A 1,005-nucleotide genomic window follows, 5' to 3' on the forward strand; every position below is an offset into this window, starting at 1 on the left:
AAGAAATCCTTAAATCCCTCCGAAAGCAACTGGCTATCGTGTTGGAACTACCAGACACTGAGTTCAGTCTTGAGTTTGAATACTCGGAACTGGAACGCACTTTTGAAAGACAGACCAAGGCTCAGACATCCCCCGAAACCATACAGCTGGGAAACTCCGAAAGCCCAACTTCACCAAATCCCGCAGTGGCTAAAGACAACAAACAGAGTGATTCAGGTCGCCAGACACACAACAATGAAAAAAAACAAGACCAGCCAGAACAGAATTATCCAGAACCTGATAACAAACCTACCGATGACACTCATAATGCATTGTCCGGGGATGTTGAGTATTACACCATCAGACTGCTCCAAACCGAATATCACGTCAGCAAACGACAGGTGTTAGCGAATCTGGACAGGCCTGCGTCAGAAGCTGGTTTAAGGCTATCTTGTCTGGATTGCCAACAAAGCGGGCTTGCGCTTCAGGAAATACTGCCTCACGCAGAAAGGCACTGGCTAACATGCGACCGGTGTCAACAATTCAGTCCCACTGCCGGTACCGTTCAAGCTCGCCAGATAATGCTACAAAGCCATACCCAAAGTCAGTGCGCTCACTACAGAGGGCAGGTACCGGGAACACCTTTAATGGACAATACTCTGACTCTGTTCCGTTTCATGATTCGTTTCGGAACGGAAGAAACCCTGCTCGACCTGTTACAACAATTCCATTTACCGATAGTCGCTGAGGATTTAAATCAGACCGATCGTAACCATAAAACCATGCTTCACGATCTGGCTCAATATACTTCACCGGCAGTCATCCGGACGTTTTTTCAGCGTTTATTTGTTGGATTTTCGGCACCGCCTTTAGAGCCTTTGGCTTCGTCAGGAGCACCCAGACCTGTTATATCGGAAGCAACGACTTCGGAAGTCTCCATTGCAAGGGCTGAAAAATCTTCAGAGGTTATAAGCATCACAGAAAAATCCATAGTCACTGTCGCCAGTGGTGAAAACCAGTTACACG

Annotated in this window: 1 protein-coding gene; it reads left to right on the top strand. The window is 47.3% G+C overall.

Going from position 1 to position 1,005, the window contains the following annotated elements; translation table 11 throughout:
* Positions 1-38: 38 nt before the first annotated feature.
* On the top strand, positions 39-1,005 hold a 967-nt coding region (locus KDK16_RS06030; RefSeq protein WP_257275168.1), incomplete at its 3' end, for a hypothetical protein.

The sequence above is a fragment of the Endozoicomonas sp. SESOKO4 genome (assembly GCF_024606275.1).